This window comes from Chromohalobacter israelensis DSM 3043 (assembly GCF_000055785.1).
GTDB lineage: Bacteria > Pseudomonadota > Gammaproteobacteria > Pseudomonadales > Halomonadaceae > Chromohalobacter > Chromohalobacter israelensis.
This window is the reverse complement of the sequence record NC_007963.1, coordinates 3655465-3673206: the sequence shown is the minus strand read 5'-3', so window position 1 is coordinate 3673206 and position 17742 is coordinate 3655465. Positions and strand designations below refer to the sequence as shown.

The following is a 17742-nucleotide window of genomic DNA, read 5'->3' as shown; positions in this document are numbered from 1 at the left end:
CCTGACTCTCCCCCTCGACTGACACCACGATCTCCCCGCGGATCGTGGTGTTGCCGTGCGTTGTCGCGGCGCTTCACAGGCCGATTTCACGCCTGTGGACAATATTTTTTTCCTGCCCATGAAATATCGCCTCCAGCCCCCGTCACTACGGGGTTCCAGAGACGCGTGCCTGACTGTTGACGGCTACGGGGGGCGATCAGGTATACACCCGTGGATAAGTGGTGCACGCTTCGCGGTGTGGACAACCGGCATTTTCATGCACAGGCCGTCCCCCTCCTGCACGCAGCCTGTCTGCCGCTTCTACAACGTTTGGCTAACATCGCAAGCAATTGTGAATGAAAGGTTTTTAACGCTTATCCACAGATTTGGTCCACACCAGTAGTTACAACAGCAACAGAACTTCTTTTCTACATACTTATTATTATTTATAGACCCAAGGACGAAGACACGACCGGCGGACAATCCATGTGTGGAAAACCCTGACGGTTACTCACAAGGGGTTTATACTGTCCGGCTATTTCCCAGGCGCCGTCCTCGCTCGATGGCGCCTGTCGACATGTACGACCGCAGCCAGACGCTGCGATTCGAGGTGCAACGTGGATTACCCAGACCGCTTTGATGTGATCGTCATCGGCGGTGGTCATGCGGGGACAGAAGCCGCATTGGCTGCCGCTCGCATGGGCTGTCAAACGTTACTGCTGACCCATAACATCGAGACGCTCGGGCAGATGTCCTGCAATCCGGCCATTGGCGGGATCGGCAAGAGTCATCTGGTCAAGGAAATCGATGCCCTGGGCGGCGCCATGGCGCATGCCACCGATCTGGGTGGCATCCAGTTCCGGGTGCTCAACGCCCGCAAGGGGCCGGCGGTGCGCGCCACGCGGGCCCAGGCCGACCGGGTGCGCTACAAGGCAGCGATTCGCGGCATGCTGGAAAACCAGCCCAACCTGACGTTGTTTCAGCAGGCCGCGGACGACCTGATCGTGGAAAACGACACGGTCCGCGGAGTCGTGACGCAGACCGGCATTCGCGTGTTCGGCGAGAGCGTTGTGCTGTGCACCGGTACCTTCCTGGGTGGCGTTATCCACATCGGGTTAGATCATCATGCCGGGGGGCGTGCCGGTGATCCGCCCTCCAATGCCCTTGCGCAGCGGCTGCGTGCCCTGCCGTTTCACGTCGACCGGCTCAAGACCGGGACTCCCCCGCGTCTGGACGCCAAGAGCGTGGATTTCTCGGTGCTCGAGACCCAGCCCGGCGACGACCCGACCCCGGTGATGTCGTATCTGGGCCGTCGGGATCAGCATCCGCGTCAGGTCGCGTGCCACATCGCTCACACCAATGCGCGCACACACGAGATCATCCATGCCAACCTCGATCGCTCGCCGATGTATTCCGGCGTGATCGGCGGTGTGGGCCCGCGCTATTGCCCGTCCATCGAGGACAAGGTCAACCGCTTCGCCGACAAGTCGAGTCATCAGATCTTCGTCGAGCCGGAGGGGCTGGATACCCACGAGCTCTATCCCAACGGGATCTCGACCTCGTTGCCCTTCGACGTGCAGTTCGAGGTCGTGCGCTCGATAAAGGGGTTCGAAAACGCGCATATCACGCGCCCCGGTTACGCCATCGAGTACGATTTCTTCGATCCCCGCGATCTCAAGCACTCGCTGGAAACCAAATTTATCCACAACCTGTTTTTCGCTGGCCAGATCAACGGCACGACGGGGTACGAGGAAGCCGCAGCCCAGGGGCTGCTGGCGGGTCTCAACGCGGCACGCCGTGCCCAGGGTCAGGATGCCTGGTCGCCACGCCGCGACGAGGCTTACCTGGGCGTGCTGGTCGACGACCTGATCACCATGGGCACCCAGGAGCCCTACCGCATGTTCACCTCGCGTGCCGAGCATCGTCTGCTGCTGCGCGAGGACAACGCCGACTTGCGTCTCACCGAGATCGGACGCGAACTGGGACTGGTCGACGATACGCGCTGGGCGCACTTCTCGACCAAGCGCGAGGCGATCGCGCGGGAGACCGAACGTCTGCGCGAGACGTGGGTACAGCCGAGCAGCGAGCTGGCCAAGCGTCTGTCGGGCAAGCTCGACAAGCCGCTGGCGCGTGAATATCGCCTCGCGGATCTGCTCAAGCGGCCCGAGCTGAACCATGCCGATCTCGCCGACGACGCGCCCGAGCTCGATCCGGCCGTCGCCGAGCAGGTACAGATCCAGGCCAAGTATCAGGGGTACATCGCGCGCCAGCAGGACGAGATCGATCGTCTGCGTCGCCACGAGGCCCTGCGTCTGCCCGAGGACCTGGACTACGCCCGCATCGACGGGCTGTCCCACGAGATTCGCCAGAAGCTCGAAGCAGCACGACCCGAGACGCTCGCGCAGGCGGGACGCATCTCCGGCGTGACGCCGGCGGCCGTATCGCTGTTGCTGGTTCACCTCAAGAAGCGGCGTCTGATCGAGGATCAGGACGTCCAGGCGGTCAATGCATGACGCCGGCCTGCGAAGCGCGTCTCGACGCCGGCCTGGCCGAACTGGGACTCGAGGTCGACGCCACCGCGCGCGAGCGCCTGCTGGCGCTGCTTGCGTTGTTGCACAAGTGGAATCGCGCCTATAACCTCACCGCGGTACGTGATCCCGAGCAGATGGTCACGCGCCATCTGCTCGATAGCGCCAGCGTGGCGACCGCCGTACGCGGTCCCCGCTTGCTCGACGTGGGGGCCGGCGCGGGGTTGCCGGGCCTGGTTCTGGCGATTCTCGACCCGTCGCTCGAGGTGACCATGCTCGACGGCAACGGCAAGAAAGTACGCTTCCAGCGCCAAGCCGTTCTAGAGTTGGGGCTTGAGAACGTCACGCCCGTGCAGGCGCGAGTGGAACACTTCACGACGCGCGATTTCGATCAGATCGTCTCGCGGGCCTTCGCTCAACTGGCGACGTTCGTCGAGCTCACGCGCCCGCTGCTGGCCGAAGGCGGCGAGTGGCTGGCGATGAAGGGGCGCGACGCGGCGTCCGAACTCGCCGAGCTGCCGCCGGACGTGACACTGATCGAGCGCCGTGATCTCGAGGTACCCGGCGATGCGGCCCAGCGCGTGCTGCTGCGCCTGCGACGTGCCTGAATGCCACCAGCGCTGCCGTTTTCGGGAGTTGTCGATTAAAGGGAGTCGATCGTGACCAAGATAATCGCCTTGACCAACCAGAAGGGCGGCGTTGGCAAGACCACCACCGCGGTCAATCTCGCTGCCTGCCTCGCCGCGCTGGACAAGCGAGTGCTGTTGGTCGACCTCGACCCCCAGGGCCATGCCACCATGGGCAGCGGCATCGACAAGCATGAGCTCGATGGCAGCGTGCTCGAGGTATTGCTCGAGGGACGCCGTGCCAGCGAGGTCATCCTCGACTGCCCCGATGCCGGCTATGCCCTGCTGCCCGGCAACGGCGACCTGACCGCTGCCGAGGTCGATCTGCTCGACCGCGACGGTCGCGAGCGTTGCCTGGGCGAGGCCCTGGGCAGCGTGGCGGCCAGCTACGACGTGGTCATCATCGACTGTCCGCCGTCCCTCAACATGCTGACCGTCAATGCCTTGACCGCGGCGGACGGGGTGCTGATCCCGCTGCAATGCGAGTTCTACGCCCTGGAAGGCCTCTCCGCCTTGCTGGACACCGTCGAACAGATCCAGGCCAGCGTGAACCCCTCGCTCGAGGTATTCGGCATCGTGCGCACCATGTACGACGCGCGCAATAGCCTGACGCGCGACGTCAGCAAGCAATTGAGCCAGTATTTCGGCGACACCCTGCTCAAGGCGACCATTCCGCGCAACGTTCGCGTCGCCGAGGCGCCGAGCCATGGCCTGCCGGTCACCAAGTATGCCCGCTTGTCGCGGGGCAGCCAGGCCCACCGGGTGCTGGCGAAGGAACTGATTCGCCGTCTGTCGCTATGAACCGCGACGGGCGTGCGGGAGACGATTCGAGGGAATGCCTATGACGCGCAAACGCGCACTGGGACGCGGCCTGGATGCCTTGATCGGGGCGGGCGCGCGTCATCGCGATACGGTCGGCGGCGAGGGGCTTGCCGGCGATGTCGTGCTGGAACCCGCCCAGGCGCCTGCCGGCGAGGAGCAGGAACGCTTGATGCGCCTGCCGCTGGGGCAGTTGAGTCGAGGCAAGTACCAGCCGCGTCGTGACATTCAGCCGGAGTCGCTCGAAGAACTCGCCGACTCGATTCGCGCGCAGGGCGTCATGCAGCCCATCGTGGTGAGACCGGTGGGCGAGTCGCGCTACGAGATCATCGCCGGTGAACGGCGCTGGCGCGCGGCGCAGCTGGCGGAACTCGACGTCATCCCGGCGGTGGTGCGCGAGGTCAGCGACGAAGCGGCCCTCGCCCTGGCGCTGATCGAGAACATCCAGCGCGAAAACCTCAATCCGGTGGAAGAGGCCATGGCGCTGAAGCGTCTGCTCGACGATTTCGAGCTCACGCAACAGCAGGTGGCCGATGCCGTCGGCAAGTCGCGTGCCCAGGTCGCCAATCTGTTGCGGTTACTGAGCCTCGACGAGGAAGTGCAGACCCTGCTCGAGCGCGGCGACCTGGACATGGGGCATGCACGTGCCCTGCTGACGCTTCCCGCCGCGCGTCAGCGCAGCATCGCCCGCGAGGTCGTCGAGCGCGACCTGACGGTGCGCCAGACGGAAGCCCTGGCCAAGCGCGATCCGCGTGACAAGGTCGCCGACAAGCCGAAGAGCGCCGCGCGCGACAACGCCGATGTCGCACGGCTCGAAACGCGTCTGGCCGAGCTGCTCGGTGCCCCGGTCAAGATTCAGCACGGCGCCTCGGGCAAGGGGCGTGTCACGATCCGCTATACCAGCCTCGACGAGCTGGATGGGATCCTGGGGCACATTCGTTGATATCGGCGGCCTGTGCGGTGTGACAAAATGCCGCAGTAAACGTTTAGCACGTTAACGTTATTTGCCGCTTTTTCGTGCCCCTTTAGTGGTAAAGGTCTGCCAGATCGCGCTAATTCGGTGCAGGTTCGGTTGAAGGGCATTAGGCCCTCCCCTATAATCCGCCGAGGTTTGTCCAGGCGGCAACGCCAGCGGAAAGAGGACGGCACGACCGACGCCATGCACAAGACGGCACCGGCCAGACTCAAGGGCCCACGATTGTTTCCCCTGCTGACGTTGCAGCTCTGCATGGTCCTTGCGATGGCCGTGGCGGCGCTGGTATCGGCCACGCCCGAGGCGGCGTTGTCGGTCTTGCTGGGAGGGACCGTGGCCTGGTTGCCCAACGTCTTTTTCGCCTGGCAGACCTTTCGCCATCGGGGGGCATCGCAAGCGCGCAACATCGTAAAGAGTTTCTATCGAGCCGAGGCCGGCAAGTTCGGTTTGACGGCGGCACTGTTCACTCTGGTTTTCGTGGCCGTGCCTCCCTCAAACCCCGCTTTCTTCTTTGGCGCTTACGTGGTGACGCAGTTGGCGCATTGGCTGGGACCCTGGCTGTTGCGTCGACCGTCGCGCACTTGAACTCGAGGCTAACTCAATGGCAGGCAACAATCCGACCTCTTCGGAGTATATCCAGCACCACCTGCAAAACATGACCTTCGGGCTACATCCGGAGAATGGGCTGGGGCTGGCACATTCCGCACAGGAAGCTCAGGAAATGGGCTTCTGGGCCATTCATCTGGACACCATGGGCTGGTCGATCGGTCTGGGGGTTCTGTTCCTCTGGCTGTTCCGCTCGGTGGCCAAGTCGGTCTCCACGGGCGTGCCCGGCGGACTCCAGAACTTCGTCGAGATGATGGTCGAGTTCGTCGACAATTCGGTGCGCGAGACGTTTCACGGCAAGAGCAAGCTGATCGCGCCGCTGTCGCTGACGATCTTCTGCTGGATCTTCCTGATGAACCTCATGGACCTGGTGCCGGTGGACTTTCTGCCGATGCTGGCGCAGAAGATCGGCGCCTGGTTCGGTGCCGACCCGGCGCACGTCTACTTCAAGGTCGTTCCCACGACCGATGTCAACGCGACGCTGGGCATGTCTCTGGCAGTCTTCGCATTGATCATCTTCTACAGCATCCGCAGCAAGGGCCTTTCCGGCTTCCTGGCCGAGCTGACGCTGCACCCGTTCAACGCCTCCAATCCGTTCGTGCAGGCCCTGCTGATTCCCGTCAACTTCCTGCTGGAAGCGGTGACCCTGCTGGCCAAGCCCGTATCGCTGGCGCTACGTCTGTTCGGCAACCTCTATGCGGGCGAGCTGATCTTCATCCTGATTGCCATGATCGGCCTGTGGCAGCTGCCCCTGCACTTCGCGTGGGCGACCTTCCACATCCTGATCATCACGCTGCAGGCGTTCATCTTCATGATGCTGACGATCGTCTACCTGAGCATGGCGACGGAAAAGCACTAACCGGTTTTCTCAACCCCAACCCCTTAAACCTTGAAATAAACTGGAGTCAATCATGGAAGCACAAGTTCTGGGCATGACCGCTATCGCCGTCTCCCTGCTGATCGGTCTGGGCGCCCTGGGCACCGCCATCGGTTTCGGTATCCTGGGGGGCAAGTTCCTCGAAGGTGCCGCGCGTCAGCCGGAAATGATCCCGCAGCTGCAGGTGAAGATGTTCATCGTCGCCGGCCTGCTCGACGCCGTGACCATGATCGGTGTGGGTATCGCACTGTTCTTCACCTTCGCCAATCCGTTTGTCGGTTAACTTCGCCGTTCGGCCCCGCGGGGCCTCGGTGACCTTAACCCCAAACTTGTGATGCGAGAGGTGCTGGCGTGAATCTGAACCTAACCCTGATCGGTCAGGCCATAGCCTTCGCGGTTTTCGTCTGGTTCTGCATGAAGTTTGTATGGCCGCCGGTCATGCAGGCGCTGCAGGAGCGGCAAAAGAAGATCGCCGATGGCCTGGATGCGGCCAGCCGTGCGACTCGCGACCTTGAGCTGGCTCAGGAGCAAGCAGCCGAGCAGCTCAAGGAAAGCAAGGAGCAGGCGGCCCAGATCATCGAACAAGCCCATAAGCGGGCCAACCAGATGATCGAGGAAGCGCGTGACAACGCTCGTCTCGAAGGAGAGCGCATGATCGAAAGCGCTCGCGGCGAGATCGAGCAGGAGACTCAGCGCGCGAAGGAAGAGTTGCGGACCCAGGTGGCGGCACTCGCCATCCAGGGGGCCGAGCGTATCCTCGACTCCTCCATTGATGAAGCCAAGCATCGTGAGCTTGTCGACAAGCTCGCGGCCGAGCTCTGAGGAGGTGAGGCATGGCTGAAACGTCTACCGTAGCTCGCCCGTACGCCAAGGCGGCGTTCGAGTATGCGCGCGACCACAAGGCGCTGGAAGCCTGGTCCGGACAACTGGCGTCGGCGAAGCAAGTGGCAGCCGACGCCGACTTCGATGCCAAGGTAGTGAGCAACCCCAAGCTGTCGCACGATCAGAAGACAGCGTTGCTCCTCGAAGTCTGCGGCGAACTCGACGAGTCGCTTTGCAATTTCATCCGTACCGTTGGCTCGCGAGGGCGGCTCGCCGCCCTGCCGGCGATCGCCGAGCAATTTGAGGTGCTGCGTGCCGAAGAGGAGAAGCGGGTCGACGTGACCATCGTCTCCGCCTTCGATCTGGATGCCGCACAGCAGGACAAGCTCGCGACCGCGCTGAAGAAGCGTCTCAACCGCGAAATCTCCATTACCACTCGGGTGGATCGTGCGCTGATGGGCGGCGTGATCCTGCGTGCCGGCGACACCGTCATCGACGGTTCGGTACGCGGTCGATTGACGCGCCTGCGCGACGCACTTTCCGCTTGAGTTCGAGGGACATGGCATGCAGCAACTGAATCCTTCCGAGATCAGCGACATCATCAAACAGCGTATCGAAAAGCTGGATGTCGCATCCGAAGCCCGCAACGAAGGTACCGTCGTCAGCGTTTCCGACGGTATCGTGAAGATCCACGGTCTCGCCGACGCGATGTTCGGCGAGATGATCGAGTTCCCCGGCAGCATCTTCGGCATGGTGCTCAACCTCGAGCGCGACAGCGTCGGTGCCGTGGTGCTGGGTGACTACCTGCAGCTCGAAGAGGGCATGACCGCCCAGTGTACCGGTCGTATCCTCGAAGTGCCGGTAGGCCCGGAACTGATCGGCCGCGTGGTCGATCCCCTCGGTGTGCCGATCGACGGCAAGGGCGAGCTCGACACCAAACTGACCGATGCGGTGGAAAAGGTCGCCCCGGGCGTCATCACCCGTCAGTCCGTCGACGAGCCGATCCAGACCGGTCTCAAGTCCATCGACGCCATGGTGCCGATCGGCCGCGGTCAGCGCGAGCTGATCATCGGCGACCGTCAGATCGGCAAGTCGGCGATCGCCATCGACACCATCATCAACCAGAAAGGCAAAGGGGTGACGTGCGTCTACGTCGCCATCGGCCAGAAGCAGTCGACCATTGCCAACGTGGTGCGCAAGCTCGAAGAGCACGGTGCGATGGAACACACCATCGTCGTCGCCGCCGGCGCGGCCGATCCGGCGCCGATGCAGTTCCTGGCGGCGTATTCCGGCTGCACCATGGGCGAGTACTTCCGCGACCGTGGCGAAGACGCGCTGATCGTCTACGACGATCTCTCCAAGCAGGCCGTGGCCTATCGTCAGGTCTCGCTGCTGCTGCGTCGTCCGCCGGGCCGCGAAGCCTATCCGGGTGACGTCTTCTATCTCCACTCGCGTCTGCTCGAGCGTGCCGCGCGGGTCAACGCCGATCATGTCGAGAAGCTCACCAACGGTGAGGTCAAGGGCAAGACCGGTTCACTGACCGCGCTGCCGATCATCGAGACCCAGGGTGGTGACGTCTCCGCGTTCGTTCCGACCAACGTGATCTCGATCACCGACGGTCAGATCTTCCTCGAGACCAACCTCTTCAACTCCGGCGTGCGGCCGGCGATCAACGCGGGGCTTTCCGTTTCCCGCGTGGGTGGCAGCGCGCAGACCAAGATCATCAAGAAACTGGGCGGCAGCGTGCGCCTGGCCTTGGCGCAGTACCGCGAGTTGGCGGCGTTCTCGCAGTTCGCCTCGGATCTCGACGAAGCGACCCGCAAGCAGCTCGAACACGGTCAGCGCGTGACCGAACTGATGAAGCAGAATCAGTATTCACCGCTCTCCGTGGCCGAAATGGCGGTATCGCTGTATGCCGCCAACGAAGGCTTCCTGGACGATGTCGAGGTCAGCAAGGTGCTGGATTTCGAGCGTGCCCTGCATGCCTACATGAAATCCGAGCACGCCGAGTTGCTGGACAAGATCAACCAATCCGGCGGCTACGACGACGAGATCCAGCAGGGCCTCAAGTCCGGCCTCGAGACGTTCAAGTCCACTCAGACCTGGTGATGCGGGGCCCGGCCTCGTGCCGGGCCGGCATCCCATCCGAGTGGCTCGCAAGAGGGTGAGATCGAGATGGCAGCTGCAAAAGAGATTCGCACCCAGATCGGGAGCATCAAGAACACGCAGAAGATCACCAGTGCCATGGAAATGGTCGCTGCGTCGAAGATGCGCAAGGCCCAGGAACGCATGACGGCCAGCCAGCCCTATGCTCGGCTGATCCGTCGCGTGGTGAGCCATATCGCCAAGGCCAACCCGGAATATCGCCATGAGTACATGATCGAGCGCGAGGTGAAGCGCGTGGGCTACATCGTGGTCTCCAGTGACCGCGGTCTGGCCGGTGGCCTGAACATCAACGTGTTCAAGGCCGTGACGCGCGAAGCCAAGTATTGGCATGAACAGGGTGTCGAGGTCGATTACGCGGCCATCGGCTCCAAGGCCAACGTGTTCTTTCGCAACCATGGCGGCAACCTGGTGGCGGGCAAGAGCGGCCTGGGCGAAGCGCCGGCCGTCGATGACCTGATCGGGAGCGTCAGCGTCATGCTGAAGGCCTTCGACGAGGGACAACTGGATCGGCTTTACGTGGTGCACAACGAATTCGTCAACACCATGACGCAGAAGCCGATCGTACGTCAGTTGCTCCCCCTGGAGGCCGAAGCCGAGGCTGACGACGAAGAAGAGACACGTGCCAGCGGCAGCTGGGACTACCTGTATGAGCCGGATGCCAAGACCCTGCTCGACCATTTGCTGGTGCGCTATGTGGAATCGCAGGTGTATCAGGCGGTGGTCGAGAATGCGGCCTGTGAGCAGGCGGCGCGGATGATCGCGATGAAGAACGCGACCGACAATGCCGGCAATCTGATCGATGACCTGGAGTTGGTCTATAACAAGGCCCGTCAGGCCGCGATCACCCAGGAGATTTCGGAGATCGTCGGCGGCGCTGCTGCCGTATGACGACGCAGGTCCCGCCGGGGCGTCCCAGCGACCGACCCCGGGGTCCAGGCGAAGCAGGTTTCATTTGCAGGTATTAGAGGAACCAACATGAGCGGACGTATCGTACAAATCATCGGCGCGGTGATTGACGTAGAGTTTCCGCGGGACGCAGTGCCCAAGGTCTACGACGCGCTGAAGGTCTCCGACACCGAGACCATTCTGGAAGTGCAACAACAGCTGGGCGACGGGGTCGTGCGTGCCATCGCGATGGGCACCACCGAAGGCCTCAAGCGTGGCCTCGATGTCGTCAACAGCGGCTCGGCGATTTCCGTGCCGGTGGGCAAGGCCACCCTGGGACGTATCATGAACGTCCTCGGCGAGCCCATCGACGAAGCCGGCGAGATCGGCGAAGACGAGCGCATGCCGATTCACCGCAAGGCGCCCAGCTACGCGGAGCAGGCGGCTTCCAACGAGCTGCTGGAAACCGGCATCAAGGTCATCGACCTGGTGTGCCCGTTCGCCAAGGGCGGCAAGGTCGGCCTGTTCGGCGGCGCCGGGGTCGGCAAGACCGTCAACATGATGGAGCTGATCCGCAACATCGCCACCGAGCACAGCGGTTATTCCGTCTTCGCCGGGGTGGGGGAACGTACTCGCGAGGGTAACGACTTCTACCACGAGATGCAGGAATCCAACGTTCTCGACAAGGTGTCGCTGGTCTACGGGCAGATGAACGAGCCGCCGGGCAACCGCCTGCGCGTGGCGCTCACCGGCCTGACCATCGCCGAGAAGTTCCGTGACGACGGGCGTGACGTGCTGTTGTTCGTCGACAACATCTACCGTTACACCCTGGCCGGTACCGAGGTGTCCGCACTGCTCGGCCGCATGCCGTCCGCGGTGGGCTATCAGCCGACACTGGCGGAAGAAATGGGCGTGCTGCAGGAACGCATCACCTCGACCAAGACGGGGTCCATCACCTCCGTCCAGGCGGTCTACGTACCGGCGGATGACTTGACCGACCCCTCTCCGGCGACCACCTTCTCGCACCTCGATGCGACCGTGGTACTGGCGCGTTCCATCGCCGAGCTGGGGATCTACCCGGCCATCGACCCGCTGGATTCCACCTCGCGTCAGCTCGACCCGCTGACCGTCGGCGAGGAGCACTACAACACGGCACGTGGCGTGCAGGGCGTGTTGCAGCGCTACAAGGAACTCAAGGACATCATCGCCATCCTGGGGATGGACGAGCTGTCCGACGAAGACAAGCTGACCGTGTCGCGCGCGCGCAAGATCCAGCGCTTCCTGTCGCAGCCGTTCTTCGTCGCCGAGGTCTTCACCGGCGCCCCCGGCAAATATGTCTCCCTCAAGGAAACCATTCGTGGCTTCCAGGGAATCCTCGACGGGGAATACGACGACCTGCCCGAACAAGCCTTCTACATGGTTGGCACCATCGACGAAGCTGTCGAGAAAGCCAACAACATGAAGTAAGGCCATGCCCATACGGAAGATTCGGGGCGGCGCACGCGCCGCGCCGAGGCTTCCATGAACGAGGAGATAGCGATGGCTAGCTTCCAATGCGACATCGTCAGCGCCGAGAAGGCCATCTTCTCCGGCAGCGCCGAGCAGCTCATCGCGGCCGGCGTGTCGGGCGATCTGGGTATTCTACGTGGCCACGCACCGCTGCTGACCGAGCTCAAGCCCGGGCCGGTCCGCGTGATGCGCGAGGGTGGCGAAGAAGAGGTCTACTACGTCACTGGCGGTTTCCTGGAGGTCCAGCCCGATGTGGTCTCGGTGCTGGCCGATACCGCCACGCGGGCGCATGATCTCGACGAGGCTGCCGCCGAAGAGGCGCGTCAGGAGGCCTTGAAGGCCATGGGCGACAAGCAGTCCGATCTCGACTATACCCGGGCCGCCGCCGAATTGGCGGAAGCCGTCGCGCAGTTGCGTACCATTCAGCAACTGCGCGAGAAGGGCAGCCGCCGCTAAGTGCCGGCCGCCGCTGTCATGCAAGGCGACCTTCGGGTCGCCTTTTTTGTGGGCGGCACCGAGACATGACGCATGTCGCTTGGTGGCATTCCGCGCCCGCCGTAGAATGCGTGTATCTTTCGGGAAAGAGATAGGGATGACAGCGATGACGCTAGACGTGGTAATTCTCGCCGCCGGCCAGGGAACGCGGATGCGCTCGGCCAAGCCCAAGGTACTGCATGCACTGGCGGGCAAGCCGCTGGTGAGCCATGTGCTGGATACCGCCGAGCAACTCGGGGCGACCCGTACGCATGTGGTGATCGGCCATGGTGCCGAGCAGGTCGAGACCGAGCTCGACGGTCGCGACGTGCGTTTCGCCCTGCAGGCGGAACAGAAGGGCACCGGTCACGCCGTGGCGCAGACGCTGGATGAACTGGGGGACGGCAAGGTATTGATCCTGTATGGCGATGTGCCGCTGATCCGGGCCGAGACGCTGACGGCGCTACTCGACGAGGTCGACGAACGGCGCCTGGGGCTGTTGACCGTGACCCTGGACGATCCCGGCGGATATGGCCGTATCGTGCGCGACGCCGAGGGACGCGTGACCCGTATCGTCGAGCACAAGGACGCCAGCGAGGCCGAGCGCGGGATCACCGAGTGCAACACCGGGATCGTCGCCGCCACCGGCACGCAGTTGAAGCGCTGGTTGCCGCAGTTGTCCGCCGAGAACGCCCAGGGCGAGTACTATCTGACCGATATCTTCGCCATGGCGGCCGCCGAAGGCATCGAGGTCGCCACGGCCAGCCCCGCCTCGGCGCTGGAAGTCGAAGGCGTCAACAACCGCTCGCAGATGGCGGCCCTCGAGCGCGCCTATCAGCGGGATCGGGCCGAGCGTCTGCTGACCGAGGGCGTGGCGCTTGCCGACCCGGCGCGTTTCGACGTGCGCGGTCGCCTGCAGTGTGGCCACGATGTGTTCATCGACGTCGGCTGCGTGTTCGAGGGTGACGTGACGCTCGGCGATGGCGTCAGCGTGGGCCCCTACACCCTGATTCGCGACAGCCATGTCGCGGCGGGGACGGTCATCGAGGCGCACAGCATCATCGAGGGCGCCGAGGTGGCGGAACAGGCGCACATCGGCCCCTTCGCGAGGCTGCGTCCCGGCACGCGCTTGGCGCGTCAAAGCAAGGTCGGGAACTTCGTCGAGACCAAGAACGCCGAGGTGGGCGAAGGCAGCAAGATCAACCACTTGAGTTACGTGGGGGATGCCAGTCTGGGAGGCGGCGTCAATATCGGCGCGGGCACGATCACCTGCAATTACGACGGCGCCAACAAGCATCGCACCGAGATCGGCGACGATGTCTTCGTGGGGTCCAACACGGCCCTGGTGGCACCGGTGGCCCTGGGCGCGGGTGCCACGATCGGCGCGGGCTCGACCATCAGTCGCGATGTCGAGGCCGGCGCATTGGCGGTGGCGCGCACGCGCCAGACCACGCGCGCCGGCTGGAAGCGCCCCCGCAAGTCTTCCTGACCCCCGGTGTCGGCGCTCTCTTGCAGGGGAGCGCCGTCCTGCGTGGGTGTCATCCGCTCATCCATCCCCGGCTTCCAGCCGCCTCGCGTGTCGCGCAAGGCGCTCCCGGTATGACATGTCTGATCGGGACGGAGGATTTTTCTCCCCGCCGCTGGGCTGCGCTTGACCGGGGGGAACGAATCGCGTTTCATAAGCGCATTGTTTCGTTTCGGAAGAAAAATCTTTCGTGAACAAGGATGCCATGCCCAAGCGCGATACCGCCCAGCGGCGCCATGCCATGCTGGCCTACGTCAATGAACATGGGGAAACCAGCGTGGACACGTTGGCCCGCCATTTCGCGACCTCCGAGGTCACCGTTCGCAAGGATCTCGCCACGCTGGAAAAAAGCGGCTTGCTGCTGCGCCGCTTCGGCGGTGCTGCGCCCTTGCCCAGCGACATCCTGACCGAGGCCAATACGCCGCTTTCACCGCGAAAGCGCGCGATTGCGCGTGCCGCCAGCGAACGCATTCGTGCGCACAATCGCATCATCATCGACAGTGGCACCACCACCTCGGCGATGATTCCCGAACTGGGCGGGCGCGAAGGCCTGGTGGTGATGACCAACGCGCTATCGGTGGCCAATGCCCTGCGCGACGTGGAGCCCGAACCGGCGATCCTGATGACCGGCGGCACCTGGGACCCGCATTCGGAATCCTTCCAGGGTCAGGTCGCCGAGCAGGTGCTGCGTTTCTACGATTTCGATCAATTGTTCATCGGTGCCGACGGCATCGACCTGGAGCGTGGCACTACGACCTACAACGAATTGCTCGGTCTCTCGCGCGTGATGGCGGAGGTCGCGCGCGAGGTCGTGGTGCTGGCCGAGTCCGACAAGATCGGACGGCGCATCCCCAATCTCGAACTGCCGTGGGCACGGATCCACACCCTGATCACCGATACCGGCCTGGACGCGACCGCCTGTCGTCGTATCGAGGCGCACGGGGTCGATGTCGTCCGGGTCACGGTCAACGAATGAAGACGAGGAGTCATCCATGTGTGGAATCGTAGGTGCCGTCGCGGCACGTCATGTGCAGGAAATCCTTCTCGAGGGGTTGCGTCGCCTCGAGTACCGCGGCTACGACTCGGCGGGCATGGCCGTGCTTTCCGACGATGCGCGGCTAAATCGTCAGCGTGCGGTGGGCAAGGTCGCGGCGCTGGAGGAAAAACTCGAGGGCAATGCCCTCAAGGGCAACCTGGGGATCGCGCACACTCGCTGGGCCACCCATGGCCGGCCGAGCGAGCAGAATGCGCATCCGCACCAATCCGGCGATAGCCTGGCGGTGGTGCACAACGGCATCATCGAGAACCACGAGGCGCTCAAGGGCGAGCTCGAAGCCCAGGGCTACGTCTTCACGTCCGAAACCGATACCGAAGTGATCGCGCACTTGTTGTCGCGTGAGTTCACCCTGGCGCAGGATCTGCTTCAGGCCGTGCAACGCAGCGTGGCCTTGCTGGAGGGCGCCTACGCGCTGGCGGTCATGCACCGTGCGCAACCCGATGTGGTCATCGGCGCGCGCAAGGGAAGCCCGCTGGTGGTGGGCGTGGGCATCGGCGAGGCCTTTTTGGCCTCCGACCCGCTGGCGCTGTTGCAGGTCACCGATCGTTTCATCTACATGCAGGAAGGCGATGTGGTGCGCTTGTCCCAGGGCGGCAGCATCGAGCTGTTCGACGCGGGCGGTGAACGCGTCGAGCGTCCGGCGCAAATCTTCGAACATGGCGACGGCGTGACCAGCAAGGGCGGTTATCGCCATTTCATGCTCAAGGAAATCCACGAGCAGTCGCAGGTCATCGCGGCCACGCTGGAAGGGCGGCTCGGCGATCATCAAGTGCTGGTCAACAGCTTCGGCACGGATGCCGAGCAGTTGTTCCAGGGAGTGCGGCAGGTGCATATCATCGCCTGCGGCACCAGTTACCACGCCGGCATGGTGGCGCGCTACTGGATCGAAAAGCTGGCCGGCGTGCCGACCCAGGTCGAGGTCGCCTCGGAATACCGTTACCGCGAGGTCGTGGTGCCCGAGGGCACGCTGTTCGTGACGCTGTCCCAGTCCGGCGAGACCGCCGATACCCTGGCAGCGCTGCGCTTTGCCAAGCAACGCGATTATCGCGGCAGCCTGGCGATCTGCAACGTGCCAGGCAGTTCACTGGTGCGCGAATCCGACCTGACGCTGATGACGCAGGCCGGCCCCGAGATCGGGGTCGCCTCGACCAAGGCCTTCACCACCCAGCTGGTGGCCTTGATGCTGCTGGCATTGGCGCTGGGGCGCGTGCGTGGCGCCAATGGCGAGCATGCACCGATCGTCCAGGGACTCCGCGAGCTGCCGGGCGTGATCAATCAGGTCCTGGCACTGGATGGGGAGATCGAGCGCTTGTCGATGGCATTCGCCGAGAAGCACCATGCCCTGTTTCTGGGGCGTGGCGCGCACTTCCCGATCGCTCAGGAAGGTGCGCTCAAGCTCAAGGAAATTTCCTATATCCATGCCGAGGCCTATCCGGCAGGCGAGCTCAAGCACGGTCCCCTGGCACTGGTCGACAGCGAAATGCCGGTGATCGCCGTGGCTCCCAATGACGAACTGCTCGAGAAGCTGAAATCCAATCTCCAGGAAGTGCGTGCCCGCGGCGGCGAGTTGTTCGTGTTCGCCGACGAGAGCATTCGCATGGAGACCAACGAGCACCTGCACGTGCTGCGTGTGCCGGCGATCAGCGAGGCCCTGGCGCCCATCGTCTACACCATCCCGCTGCAGCTTCTCGCCTACCATGTCGCCGTGCTCAAGGGTACCGACGTCGATCAGCCGCGCAATCTGGCCAAGTCGGTGACCGTGGAATGACACGTGCCTCCGCCGACGGATGCGACAATCCGTCGGCTAGGCGTTTTTGTTAGCGTGCTATAAAATCGGTGGAAGGTTCATGTCAGGCAATGCTCGCCGCGCCATCGGAGTGGTCGGCGGCATGCCACCGACCATCCAAGGAGTTCTACATGCCTGCTCAGTTTCCCCAGGCCCGTCTGCGGCGCTTGCGGCGTACCTCCTCGCTGCGTGACATCGTGCGTGAAACCTCGCTGCGTCCGGAGCATCTGGTGTATCCGATCTTCGTGGAGGAAGACGCGGACGACTTCGTGCCCATCGAGGGGATGCCGGGTCAGTATCGCGTTCCGGAAAATCAGCTGGCGGCGGAAGTGAAACGTCTCAGCGAGCTGGGTCTCAGGGGCATCATGCCGTTCGGCATTTCGCATCACAAGGATGCCGACGGCAGCGATGCCATGGACGACAACGGCCTGGTGTCGCGCATGGTACGCATCATCAAGACGGCCGCGCCGGAGATGGTGGTGATTCCCGATATCTGCTTCTGCGAGTACACCACACACGGGCATTGCGGCATCCTCAAGGGTGACACCGTCGACAACGACCTGACCATCCGCAATCTCGGCATTCAGGCCGTGGCGGCTGCCAAGGCGGGGGCCGACATCATCGCGCCTTCGGCGGCCCAGGACGGCCAGGTGGCGGCGATTCGCGGCGCGCTCGACGAGGCCGGTTTCGAAGACATTCCCATCATGGCGTATTCCACCAAGCTGGCCTCGGCGCTCTACGGCCCCTTCCGCGAGGCGGCGGGCACCGAACTCAAGGGCGATCGCCACACCTATCAGATGGATCCCATGAACCGTCGCGAGGCGCTGCGCGAGTCGCTGGCCGACGAGGCCGAAGGGGCCGATTTCCTGATGGTCAAGCCGGCGCTGGCGTATCTCGACATCATGGCGGACATTCGCCGCAACAGCCTGTTGCCGCTGGTGGCGTATCAGGTCAGCGGCGAATACGCGATGATCCGCATGGCCGCGCAGCAAGGCGTGATCGACGAGGCGGCGGTGATCCGCGAGACGCTGGGCTCCATGCGGCGCGCGGGGGCCGATCTGATCATGACCTACTTCGCCCCGCAATTGCTCGAGGAAGGCCTGTAGGGCC

17 protein-coding genes are annotated in these 17742 nt (G+C 63.6%); all 17 read left to right on the top strand.

Annotation, left to right across the window (positions count from 1 at the left end; genetic code table 11):
- Positions 1-596: 596 nt before the first annotated feature.
- The 17 genes from mnmG (at position 597) to hemB (ending at position 17738) form a co-directional block, all read left to right on the top strand.
- A complete protein-coding gene (mnmG, locus tag CSAL_RS16690; protein ID WP_011508585.1) occupies positions 597-2492 on the top strand; it encodes a tRNA uridine-5-carboxymethylaminomethyl(34) synthesis enzyme MnmG in 1896 nt (631 codons plus the stop codon).
- Entirely contained in the window at positions 2489-3115 is a 627-nt protein-coding gene (rsmG, locus tag CSAL_RS16685) for a 16S rRNA (guanine(527)-N(7))-methyltransferase RsmG (protein ID WP_011508584.1), read from the top strand. The genes mnmG and rsmG overlap by 4 nt, the downstream gene beginning before the upstream one ends.
- 51 nt (positions 3116-3166) lie before the next feature.
- Positions 3167-3934 (top strand): ParA family protein, encoded by a 768-nt coding sequence (locus tag CSAL_RS16680; protein WP_011508583.1) that lies wholly within the window; start codon positions 3167-3169, stop codon positions 3932-3934.
- A 40-nt stretch (positions 3935-3974) separates the two neighbouring features.
- Positions 3975-4895, top strand: a complete 921-nt coding sequence (locus tag CSAL_RS16675) for a ParB/RepB/Spo0J family partition protein (protein WP_011508582.1) — start codon at positions 3975-3977, stop codon at positions 4893-4895.
- A gap of 216 nt (positions 4896-5111) precedes the next feature.
- A complete protein-coding gene (locus tag CSAL_RS16670; protein ID WP_043558730.1) occupies positions 5112-5510 on the top strand; it encodes an ATP synthase subunit I in 399 nt (132 codons plus the stop codon).
- A 16-nt stretch (positions 5511-5526) separates the two neighbouring features.
- Complete coding sequence (atpB, locus tag CSAL_RS16665; protein ID WP_011508580.1) at positions 5527-6390, top strand: F0F1 ATP synthase subunit A; 864 nt, start codon at positions 5527-5529, stop codon at positions 6388-6390.
- Positions 6391-6442: 52 nt separating this feature from the next.
- The gene (gene atpE / locus CSAL_RS16660) at positions 6443-6691 is read left to right on the top strand and encodes a F0F1 ATP synthase subunit C (protein ID WP_011508579.1); all 249 of its coding nucleotides are present in this window, start codon (positions 6443-6445) and stop codon (positions 6689-6691) included.
- A gap of 68 nt (positions 6692-6759) precedes the next feature.
- Positions 6760-7230 (top strand): F0F1 ATP synthase subunit B, encoded by a 471-nt coding sequence (locus CSAL_RS16655; RefSeq protein ID WP_011508578.1) that lies wholly within the window; start codon positions 6760-6762, stop codon positions 7228-7230.
- 11 nt (positions 7231-7241) lie between these two features.
- Entirely contained in the window at positions 7242-7778 is a 537-nt protein-coding gene (locus tag CSAL_RS16650; RefSeq protein WP_011508577.1) for a F0F1 ATP synthase subunit delta, read from the top strand.
- A gap of 16 nt (positions 7779-7794) precedes the next feature.
- Entirely contained in the window at positions 7795-9339 is a 1545-nt protein-coding gene (gene atpA, locus CSAL_RS16645; RefSeq protein ID WP_011508576.1) for a F0F1 ATP synthase subunit alpha, read from the top strand.
- Positions 9340-9405: 66 nt separating this feature from the next.
- On the top strand, positions 9406-10284 hold the full coding sequence (gene atpG, locus CSAL_RS16640; RefSeq protein ID WP_011508575.1) for a F0F1 ATP synthase subunit gamma: 879 nt from the start codon (positions 9406-9408) through the stop codon (positions 10282-10284).
- An 87-nt stretch (positions 10285-10371) separates the two neighbouring features.
- Positions 10372-11748, top strand: a complete 1377-nt coding sequence (atpD, locus tag CSAL_RS16635; protein WP_011508574.1) for a F0F1 ATP synthase subunit beta — start codon at positions 10372-10374, stop codon at positions 11746-11748.
- Positions 11749-11820: 72 nt separating this feature from the next.
- Positions 11821-12246, top strand: a complete 426-nt coding sequence (locus CSAL_RS16630; protein ID WP_011508573.1) for a F0F1 ATP synthase subunit epsilon — start codon at positions 11821-11823, stop codon at positions 12244-12246.
- Positions 12247-12391: 145 nt separating this feature from the next.
- Positions 12392-13753, top strand: coding sequence for a bifunctional UDP-N-acetylglucosamine diphosphorylase/glucosamine-1-phosphate N-acetyltransferase GlmU (gene glmU, locus CSAL_RS16625; RefSeq protein ID WP_043559805.1), 1362 nt, complete (start codon positions 12392-12394; stop codon positions 13751-13753).
- A gap of 226 nt (positions 13754-13979) precedes the next feature.
- Complete coding sequence (locus CSAL_RS16620; RefSeq protein ID WP_224113413.1) at positions 13980-14765, top strand: DeoR/GlpR family DNA-binding transcription regulator; 786 nt, start codon at positions 13980-13982, stop codon at positions 14763-14765.
- A gap of 16 nt (positions 14766-14781) precedes the next feature.
- A complete protein-coding gene (gene glmS / locus CSAL_RS16615) occupies positions 14782-16614 on the top strand; it encodes a glutamine--fructose-6-phosphate transaminase (isomerizing) (RefSeq protein WP_011508570.1) in 1833 nt (610 codons plus the stop codon).
- Between the two features lie 149 nt (positions 16615-16763).
- Positions 16764-17738 (top strand): porphobilinogen synthase, encoded by a 975-nt coding sequence (gene hemB, locus CSAL_RS16610; RefSeq protein ID WP_035414105.1) that lies wholly within the window; start codon positions 16764-16766, stop codon positions 17736-17738.
- Positions 17739-17742: the final 4 nt, after the last annotated feature.

Excerpts from the sequence above, each read along its gene's own strand:
- rsmG (WP_011508584.1), top strand. The coding sequence starts at position 2,489 with ATGACGCCGGCCTGCGAAGCGCGTCTCGACGCCGGCCTGGCCGAACTG.
- CSAL_RS16675 (WP_011508582.1), top strand. The coding sequence starts at position 3,975 with ATGACGCGCAAACGCGCACTGGGACGCGGCCTGGATGCCTTGATCGGG.
- CSAL_RS16670 (WP_043558730.1), top strand. The coding sequence starts at position 5,112 with ATGCACAAGACGGCACCGGCCAGACTCAAGGGCCCACGATTGTTTCCC.
- atpB (WP_011508580.1), top strand. The coding sequence starts at position 5,527 with ATGGCAGGCAACAATCCGACCTCTTCGGAGTATATCCAGCACCACCTG.
- atpE (WP_011508579.1), top strand. The coding sequence starts at position 6,443 with ATGGAAGCACAAGTTCTGGGCATGACCGCTATCGCCGTCTCCCTGCTG.
- CSAL_RS16650 (WP_011508577.1), top strand. The coding sequence starts at position 7,242 with ATGGCTGAAACGTCTACCGTAGCTCGCCCGTACGCCAAGGCGGCGTTC.
- atpA (WP_011508576.1), top strand. The coding sequence starts at position 7,795 with ATGCAGCAACTGAATCCTTCCGAGATCAGCGACATCATCAAACAGCGT.
- atpG (WP_011508575.1), top strand. The coding sequence starts at position 9,406 with ATGGCAGCTGCAAAAGAGATTCGCACCCAGATCGGGAGCATCAAGAAC.
- atpD (WP_011508574.1), top strand. The coding sequence starts at position 10,372 with ATGAGCGGACGTATCGTACAAATCATCGGCGCGGTGATTGACGTAGAG.
- CSAL_RS16630 (WP_011508573.1), top strand. The coding sequence starts at position 11,821 with ATGGCTAGCTTCCAATGCGACATCGTCAGCGCCGAGAAGGCCATCTTC.
- glmU (WP_043559805.1), top strand. The coding sequence starts at position 12,392 with ATGACGCTAGACGTGGTAATTCTCGCCGCCGGCCAGGGAACGCGGATG.
- glmS (WP_011508570.1), top strand. The coding sequence starts at position 14,782 with ATGTGTGGAATCGTAGGTGCCGTCGCGGCACGTCATGTGCAGGAAATC.
- hemB (WP_035414105.1), top strand. The coding sequence starts at position 16,764 with ATGCCTGCTCAGTTTCCCCAGGCCCGTCTGCGGCGCTTGCGGCGTACC.